The following is a 9,296-nucleotide window of genomic DNA, read 5'->3' as shown; positions in this document are numbered from 1 at the left end:
ATTTAATGATTTCTCTGAATTTCCAACTTTCAAAAATCAATATCCGTTAAATTTACAAAAAACATTAAGCGATGAGTGGGATCGCTAACTCAACCAATTCCGCAGACTTTTGAGTATAATTTTTAAACACAGGTGCAAAAGGGTTAAGTTTAACACTACGAACAAAAGTGATAGATGGAATTTCTCTCTTTTTGCTGGTCAATAATAAATCAATCATAACTAGAGTTAATTGATCAATATCAACTGGTTTAAGTAAATATTTTTCAATATCTATCTCTGGAAATTCGGTCATGATACCTGCGTCAGAAGTTGAAGTGACAACAAGTGAAGTATGATTCCTATTACCTGCATCCATAACACTTAACCTCTGGAATAATTTAGAAACACTTTCACCCAAAAACCTAATTTCGCAAATAATGATATTGGGAATAAACCAAGTCAGGATTTCTAAAGCCTCATGTACAGAGCTAGATGTAATTACATTTGCACCAAAATGTTTAAAAAAGATGCTATATAAAACCCCACTATCAACATCATTATCTACAACGAGTATTTGTGAACCTTTCAGTATGCCAACATTAAAAAGAGAAGCAACACTTTGATTCATAATAAAACCTGGAATTGAATGGTTCTGATGTAACCCTCTGCTCCTCTAATATGATTTAGTGTTGTTTGATTTTGTGAATGAGTTGATGTATTACTACACAAAACTTATTCAAGATTTTTTTGGTAATATGTAGCAACCGCCAAGGTGGTTAGGACATCAATTGTTAGTGCAACTTGACGTAAGCCATTGATGAAACTCGTTTCACAACAGGGTTTTAATTCTGACTCCTGACTCCTGTTATAACTATTCCCATTCTCGGTCTTCAAGTTCCTTCTGAGGCAATAATAAGGTAGCTTCGATTTCCTGTCTGATACCAGCCGTTACCTCACAATTACTATGCAGACAATCGAGTAATAATTGATTGGCATCGTAGTAGCGTTGTAACACTTGCTGCTGTTCAGGACTAAACTGCCACTGGTGGTTAATATTGCGGTAGTTCGTTACTGCCATCTTTAACTGTTCAGCCCAAGCTGCATAGCTTGTTTTAACCCATAGCTGAAACCGTTCTTGATTCACACTAGAATTTGGTAATTGCTCAGAGAGTTGTTGCAAGGATTTATAAAGTCCAAGATCGAGAACAATTCCCAGAATATTCGAGAGTGCATCTGCACAGACGTGGAAATGGGCAAAGTTCTGGCTCTCATCAATTGCACACTCCACCAGCAGGTTATCTAAAGCTGCATCGAGAAACATCCCCTGGTCAAGGCTACTGGCTAAGGCAAAGTGAGGAGCTATGCGAGGAGTGCGACTCAAAGCCAGATAAAATGCCCGGACTGCTGCATCTTTTGGTTGGGTGGGAATAGTGCGAGACTTTTGACTAGCCCAGGTCAAAAACTCTTGTAAATAAGGGTCTTGAGCAACCAAAGCATCAATTTGTTGCTTCATCAACTGTACTAGAGAGTCTGCACTCCTCAGCATAGTAACTGTCAATAAGAAGATTTCACGCCAATGGGGGTCAGTAATGTGACTAACTAGACCTCCCAGAGATTGTTCTAATGCTTGTAGATTATAACTGGCAACAATTTTTCTAGCTGTGAAGTATTCTTGAAATGCCAGATAGGAGAAAGAAAAGATTCCCCGCGCTCGTTCTGCTAGTAACCCATGTTGGGCTTCGATCGCTTTCAGTGCCGCTTCACTTTCCATTTGCAGTTCTTCTGCATCCATTGGCACTTTAGTTAGGTTTTGAATATAGTCACCAATGTATTGCTCAATGATGCGTTGCTCAAAAAAATACTGACCTTTCTCAAATGTCGCTGCTGCAATCTGACTCAATAATTTGAGCTTTTGTGGTAATAAAAACCCCCGGTAAACGTCATCTCTTTCTACACCTCTAGCTTCATCCCATTTACCCAACAGCAGATCTAGTCCTTGTTTATAAAAGTCAGTGCGCTTGGTGGGAAATTTATCTTGACCGTGAAACACCCAGCAGGCAAGATGTAAAAATAGGGGGGTGACGACGAGTTGGCGAAATTGCCAATTTTCAGCTAAGTCTAGTTTCTGAATAAAGTCAACGGACTGGGATTGACCATCTTCAGTGTCGGTTTTGGTAAAGGCCACAAACCATTTTTGGGCAAAGACTCGGATTTGTTCTGAGGTAAAGGGGGCAATTTCAACATCGGTAAAGCCTCGGATTCTCAGTCTTTGCGCTGCTGTTCGGCAGGTGGCTACCAAATGATTTTTGTGATACTTTTCTGAAAATCGCCGAATTTCGCCGAGAACAGCATTGCTTTGTTGGTTAAGAACTTCATCCATACCATCAAGCAACAGTAATACTCGGCCTTCGTTGAGTAAGGTTTCTATGATTGATGGGTCTGAAATTCCAGATGTGAGAAACTCTTGGCGGATATAATTTAATAGGTTGAACTCGTTGGTGACTTTAGCTTCTTCGGCAAAATTTCGCAGTGTGATGAATATCGGCACATGATTCGCTGCAAATGCACCTTGGTTACACTGAATAGCGAGATGTTGCAAAAACGTGGTTTTACCCACTCCTGGTTTACCTAACACCCTGAGTTTGGAGTATTTTTCAACTGCCTGTACACCAGGTATCTGTTTTTGATCAGTCTCACCTAACCCAAATCGGTCAAATTCCTTTGGATCGAGGTTTTGCAGTTCGGTGATTTCTAACCATTGTTGACTGGCAATTTCTTCTAAAATATTCAGGTCTACATATATATCGTTGATAGCAACGGGACGACTAATATCTAATAATTGCAAGATGCCGCACTGGTCTTGAATTTTATCAAAACGTTGCGATCGCACTTGTTGTACTAAATTATCAATATCTAGCATAAAAGTTTGAGTTGATTTTTCTCGGTCAATAAAATCTGCGGGTGGTTCGAGAGCAATTTCTCGCCAATCTAGTTCTAATACAGCACAAATTTCAATAAATGTTAGACGTTCAATTGGTTGTCCAGTTAGAAATCGCCAAATAGGTTGTCGAGTTTTTAAATTAACTTCAAAAGCTAAATTTTCCTGAGTCCATCCCTTACGGGTAAATGCTTTTTTCGCCTCTTGAATCCCAGTAGATGACGCTTGGAGCGATCGCTTGGCCATAAAAGAAAAATCCACTCCTTAAATTTTAAACCTAAATTTTTATTTAAATTTTCACTATTACAGTTTTTTTGTGCTATCACGATTTTACTCTATTAATCTTATACAAAATCCAAGAATATAATCTCTTTTTCTTAATTTTTGTGACGAAATCGAACATTATACGCTTATTTTATACATTCCGATTCTTGATAAGACTTGAATTTAAACATTGATCTGTAATGCTATAAAAATAAACTACAGCTTGCAACCTAATGATAAATACTAGATTGTTCACAAATAATAATTGTTTTTATAGATATTATTTAAAGATAGCTTTAATTTTTATCCTATAAAAATAAATCCATAACATAGGCAAGTTTCAACTATTAAACTTGATGTTTACCAACTTCTGTATTAATAAAAAATCTGAGTTTATTATCAATTTAAAATGTATAAAATCATGAAAATATCTGAATTAGTCTACATTTCTAGGGGTTCTGGAAGAATAAAAGCAACAAAAAAAATCTGATGGAGAAATAATTTACAGGACATTAACCCCCTCCCCGCAAGCGAGAAGGGGGCTATGATACCAACTAAGAACCGCTATATTCTACTCTTAGAGGTTGTTTGAGAAGTTTTATGTTAGGACTTACGCAAGGGTTACGGAATAACGAACCACAGAGACGCAGAGGACACAGAGGAATAAGGATTTGATCGGTATTTTGCGTAAGTCCTGTATGTTTTACCAAGGGGGGAATCAGAGTCAACGTCCCCCTTTTCAAGGGGGATTTAGGGGGATCTAAAAATATTTGATACACCATGAGGAACTTTTAAAATATCCTCTTAATTTATCGACTAATTACCGCTCAATTAAACCTATTCAAGGTCTTAAATTCCAGTCATTGGGTTAAGCACCACAGATTTAAATATTGCCACAATCAAAAGCCAAAAAAACTAATTCAAGAACACAGCACCATCAGATTGGATACTCATCGCACTTCTGTCTTGGTTAACATCTCCTGTTTCTTGGAAAGTCACTTCCATCATTCCGCTTTCCTGAGTAGGTTTAGGAGTAACCATTAAAAATCTGCCATCTTCCCGTTGAAATGTTACCGTAATAGGTGCGCTCAAATCTCGTAAAGTAAAATCTGATTTAACAGGTAAGGAACGTTGTCCAGTATCACCAATTACCTGATATTTAATATCTGTGTTTGTGTTGTTTACCAATTTGATATTTACCTTACCATCTGCTAAAGAAACTACAGTTCTGGGGTATTGCTTTTGTGTTTCTGGTGCTTGTATTCGAGTACCAAAAGTTGGTGATGTTGACCTAAAACTCGGTTCAGGAAGAGTAGAACCTGGTGGTTGAACTTCCATTCTTGGAGGTGCTTCACCACCCATTCCGAACTCTCGTTGATTAGGTGTAGAGGGAGTAGGACTAAATCCTTGTTCCATGCGTCTGCGAGTGATCGCATTAGGTGGACATCCTTGGGGAACGAAGACTCGATTGTTATGTGGTTCTTCGTAGAAAATTTTGGGACATGGATTAATGCTAGAAACAGGTTCTTGTGCTAAAACTATTTGTGGAATAACCGATAAGCTGACGATTAAACCACTGCAAATACTAGAAACTAATTGATAATTGATATTCATTCTTTTCTCCTGTTGAATTTCGTTAGTAATGGTTAATTAGTTAGTTTTTTCTCCTATACAACAGATTGCAAGTCAGTGAGGTACAAACTGAAAGCCAAAACTCAAGTAGCAAACGTGTTTCACCTCCTGCCTTCTGCTGTAATTATTTAAGCTTCTTCCCAAAGTTGGAGAATTTTATCAGGTAACCAACTAGAAATTTCTTGGATTCTTTCTGATGATAATTCATCTTTAGTGGCAGAAAAAATTGCTTTAACTACTTGTTCACGGTCTACATTTGCTGGCATTCCTCCTTCATTTTCTACCCGAAATAGAAAGCGATCGCTATCAATTTTAAAAATGCCAGGACCCTGCCACGGTGGACGAACTCGACTCAAAAAGGCTACAATCGGATTAGTGTCATGCCACAAATCAGAGATCTCCATATTTAGAGATTTATTTTTAGTTATTTCTGCTGGTTCGTGTAATTCTGCTTCCACTCGGTCTGCTGCTTCTGTTGTCATTAAATCGCGCATCACCCGAAATACTACTTCTGTTAAATCCCGCGCATCAAAAATATCTGTTAACCCACTTTTAGCCATTACCTTTTCTAAAAAAGGCATATCTTTTGTAGCAATAGCCATTGGTGGTTTATCTTGAATTATTTCCGGGGGATTAGCTTCCATTTTTTCTAGCAATTTTCGCCCCATTGCTGTTAATTCGGCTTTTTTGAAAGTAATTAAATGTGGTAAAATACCATCCTGAGCGCCAAAAGTATTAGCAATTCGCAAATCAAATTCCTGGGGATTAACAAAATCAGGAACATCTTCTTGCTTTGCATAGGCATTACCAGAAAATTCCGCATTGATATAATGCTTTTGATTCAAATAATCTAAATGCCCTAAAAATTCCGCTATGGTGATTTTATGACCAGGAAAATCATCTTGATTAAAGTGAACTTCATGTATTCCCTCACCTGTAGCGTTAATTTTTTTGAGTAAAATATAGCTAATATCTTTTCTGATCGTAATTGGCATTTTTGATTATACTCCAATTCAAAATTATCAAGGCAGGAATACCTTTACTACACTAATTAAATCAGAAAATATATTGACATTCATCTATCAGAGGTAACAAATATTTTAAACCAAGTTAATACTCTAGAGATATTGGTAAATAAATAGTGAAAGTCGTACCTTTGCCAACAATACTTTCTACTTGAATTTGTCCTTGATGACGTTGTACAATAGCTTGAGCGATCGCTAACCCCAAACCAGAACCTCTGTGAGTACGCGACGCATCTACCCGATAAAATCGGTCAAACAACTGTGGTAAAGACTCTGAAGGGATACCAATTCCTGTATCACTCACCTTAATTTGTAACTGAGAATAGCCGTAACGCAGTCCAGAAACTCTCCCTAACTCCACCTTTACAGATCCTTGAGTTGGGGTATACTGCAAAGCATTAGCAATTAAATTTGTACATAATCGCACCAATTGATCCCAATTTCCCCGCAGAGTAAACCAGTTTTCTAGTAATTCTGGATCTATTTCTAAAGGAGGATCTATTAAATTTAAAGTTAAATTAATTTCTTTCTCTTTAGCTAACAACTGTTGTTCTTCCACCACTTCCATCAATAAAGCATCCAGAGGACAAAGTGAAAAAACCTCTTGACTAATACCACTATCTTGTCGTGCTAAAAATAGTAAATCATTGACCAATTTACCCAATCGTTGGGTTAATCTTTCTACTACTTTTAATTGTTGTTTATAATGTAAAGTTGTGGTATTATCTATCTCTGTTAACTCTAAATCAGTTAAGGCTACTTGGACATTAGTTTGAATTAAAGCAATAGGACTTCTCAATTCGTGAGAAGCATCAGCCGTAAATTGCTTGAGACGTTGATAAGATTCCCCCACCGGTTCCATTGCTTTACCAGATAAAAACCAACCACTAGCAGCAACCGAAACCACCATTAAACCAGTACCCAAAGCTAAATCTAATATTAATTGATGACTGGGTTTCGTAACTTCAAACCAGGGATGACTCACTCGCAAATATCCCAATACCTGTCTTCCTTGTTCTACTCGTTTTGTCACTTGTCGCAATAACAATCCTGAATCAGAATCACCATCACTCCAAACTCCTCTCCCCATTACCCGCACAGTTTCCCCCATGCGCTTAACATGAATGGGAATATCTAAAGGTTCAGAAAAAGTTGACCAAATTAATTTACCAGTGGAGTTAAACCATTCTAAGTCAATGTGGTCATCTTCTACATCTGCATTATTAAGAAAACCAGCTTCTACATTCACCCGTACTTGATCGGTTTGGGGAATAATTGGGTCAATTAGTAGAGTAGAAGCACATCGGCTAGTAGTTAAACATCGTTCTACAATTTCTACAACATGATTTAAAGTATCATCAATTCGTTCAATCAGTGTACTACGAACATATAAATACACTCCACTGGCAAATAACAGCAGCAATACAGCAGTTATAGTAGTGTACCAAAGAGCTAAACGGCGACGGGTGGCTTGAAACATTTATGAAAAAGAATTGGTGATTGGTAATAAATTAATTATTCCTCTCATTTCCCCTGATAGCTGTAGGTTTTTTACCATCAACAGGAGTGGAAGGAAATGTTGTCTAAGAAAGAAGGCAAATAGACAAGCCCTGTAGTAGATTAGCAGCGAAAGTCAAGAAACCAAGCAGAAAGCAAGAAAGTTGGCGAACAGCATGGGAATTGAGGGGTTTGGTTCGAGCAATGTGTTTCGCACTTTTGCTCATTGATACTGGCAATAAAATGAGCTACCTGAGTTAAACTACTCGATTTTGTCATCACCATTCCAAAGCTCCAGATTGCCAAACCCATCGCCTGTGGTATCGTCAAATGAGGTAGATGCTCTGATACTACATGGTTTGAGTTGCTTGATTTTCTCACTTCTTTGTGCCAACTCTTCCTGATTGTAGAAAACCTAATCCTGTCAGCCTTTCCCCTGCCCTCTTCCTTTTTCCCGGTTTTCTAGATTAATGTTGGTGTAATTGTTTTGATGAAGTGCGATCGCTAATCGTTAATAAAATAATGACTCTATTAAAACGTCAATGGTTTATGCTGCTAAGTGCAGCTTCAGCAATTGGTTCAATTGTGATTTTCCCCCTGCAAGTTCTCAGCATCCAGCCGAGTGTAGAGGTGACAGGGGTACAGCAGATGAATATTTTCCAGGCGATTGTGTTGGGTTTCGTGCAGGGGATGACGGAGTTTTTGCCAATTAGTAGCACAGCGCATTTAAAATTTGTGCCGGTGGTTCTGGGTTGGGGTGATCCGGGGGTAGCTTTTACGGCGGTGATTCAGTTGGGGAGTATTGCGGCGGTGTTATCGTATTTTTGGGGGGATTTGACAACGATTATTTTGGGTTCTAGCAGAGCGATCGCCCTCAAGGATTACAATGATTTTAACTTTCGGTTATCGTTGGGAATTATTTTGGGAACAGTACCGATTGTTTTTTTCGGGCTGTTAATCAAAGTTTTAATTCCCGACTATGATAATTCACCGGTGAGAAGTTTAGGAGCGATCGCTATTGCTTCTATCGTTATGTCTCTGTTATTGGGTTTATCAGAAAAACTCGGCCAGCGTCAGAGGGATTTTGAGCAATTAAGAATGCAAGATGGTTTATTGATGGGTTTAGCTCAATGTTTGGCCTTGGTTCCCGGTGTTTCCCGTTCTGGGTCAACTTTAACCGGGGGGCTATTTATGGGGTTAGAGAGAGAGACAGCAGCCAGATTTTCCTTTTTATTAGGTATTCCTGCCATTACACTAGCGGGGTTAGTTGAGCTAAAAGGCTTATTAGAGATCGGTTTAGACAATGGGAGTATAGTTCCTTTAATGGCGGGGGTGATTTCTGCAACTATATTTTCTTATATAGCGATCGCTGGATTACTCAAATTTCTCAAAACCCAAAGTACATGGGTTTTTATCTGGTATCGTCTAGCTTTTGGTGTCACTATCTTGGGTACTATCTCTGCGGGCTGGTTGAAAAATAGTTAAAGTATTAACGTAAGTTGCTTTTTTAGGGAAATAAGGTGCGTCAGAAACTTAAAATTAGTGATTTTAGCCTAAATTATTCTGTCTGACGCACCCTACAGACCACAAAATATCGGGAAAATTAATAACTAGCAGTATTGATTTAATTTCTCCAAATGTTTATTGTTAGACTATATTCTGTGTTGGAATAGCTTGTAACTTTACTTATCAAGTTAAGAGTTTTTGTAGCGACTGTCTTGATTGTCAAGCGACAGCGCAACCCAACAAAAGCCTGTAAATGTTGGGTTTCCTAACGTCAACCCAACCTACCTGATTTAATGTTTTTAGCTTAACCGACAAGTATTGAATGTAGAGGTTGATTAAATCTAGGGCTTCATTGCATCAATCGTTACTAAAAACCGAGCTATATCTAATACTTCAAGAGGTTGTTTTAAAACTTTTTCTTGTGGGATATGACACCCACAGATCCCCCTTACAAA

The 9,296-nt window shown here is 38.1% G+C and carries 6 protein-coding genes; 1 reads left to right on the top strand and 5 read right to left on the bottom strand.

Annotated features, from left to right (window positions below; all coding sequences use genetic code 11):
• Window positions 1-64 precede the first annotated feature (64 nt).
• The 5 genes from VB711_RS06720 to VB711_RS06700 all read right to left on the bottom strand — a co-directional run bounded on the left by VB711_RS06720 (window position 65) and on the right by VB711_RS06700 (window position 7,318).
• The gene (locus tag VB711_RS06720; RefSeq protein ID WP_323285023.1) at window positions 65-607 is read right to left on the bottom strand and encodes a response regulator; all 543 of its coding nucleotides are present in this window, start codon (window positions 605-607) and stop codon (window positions 65-67) included.
• A gap of 243 nt (window positions 608-850) precedes the next feature.
• A complete protein-coding gene (locus VB711_RS06715) occupies window positions 851-3,163 on the bottom strand; it encodes an NACHT domain-containing NTPase (protein WP_323285036.1) in 2,313 nt (770 codons plus the stop codon).
• A gap of 933 nt (window positions 3,164-4,096) precedes the next feature.
• Window positions 4,097-4,795 (bottom strand): hypothetical protein, encoded by a 699-nt coding sequence (locus VB711_RS06710; RefSeq protein WP_323285021.1) that lies wholly within the window; start codon window positions 4,793-4,795, stop codon window positions 4,097-4,099.
• A gap of 146 nt (window positions 4,796-4,941) precedes the next feature.
• A complete protein-coding gene (locus VB711_RS06705) occupies window positions 4,942-5,457 on the bottom strand; it encodes a DUF2267 domain-containing protein (RefSeq protein WP_416233565.1) in 516 nt (171 codons plus the stop codon).
• A gap of 466 nt (window positions 5,458-5,923) precedes the next feature.
• Complete coding sequence (locus VB711_RS06700) at window positions 5,924-7,318, bottom strand: HAMP domain-containing sensor histidine kinase (RefSeq protein WP_323285018.1); 1,395 nt, start codon at window positions 7,316-7,318, stop codon at window positions 5,924-5,926.
• Window positions 7,319-7,857: 539 nt separating this feature from the next.
• Between VB711_RS06700 and VB711_RS06695 the strand changes: the two genes are divergently transcribed.
• Window positions 7,858-8,820, top strand: a complete 963-nt coding sequence (locus VB711_RS06695) for an undecaprenyl-diphosphate phosphatase (RefSeq protein WP_323285017.1) — start codon at window positions 7,858-7,860, stop codon at window positions 8,818-8,820.
• Window positions 8,821-9,296: the final 476 nt, after the last annotated feature.

The organism is Cronbergia sp. UHCC 0137 (assembly GCF_034932285.1).
In the GTDB taxonomy this organism is placed as follows: Bacteria; Cyanobacteriota; Cyanobacteriia; order Cyanobacteriales; family Nostocaceae; genus Cronbergia.
The sequence above is the reverse complement of the archived record's forward strand: the minus strand, read 5'-3'. Positions and strand labels throughout refer to the sequence as shown.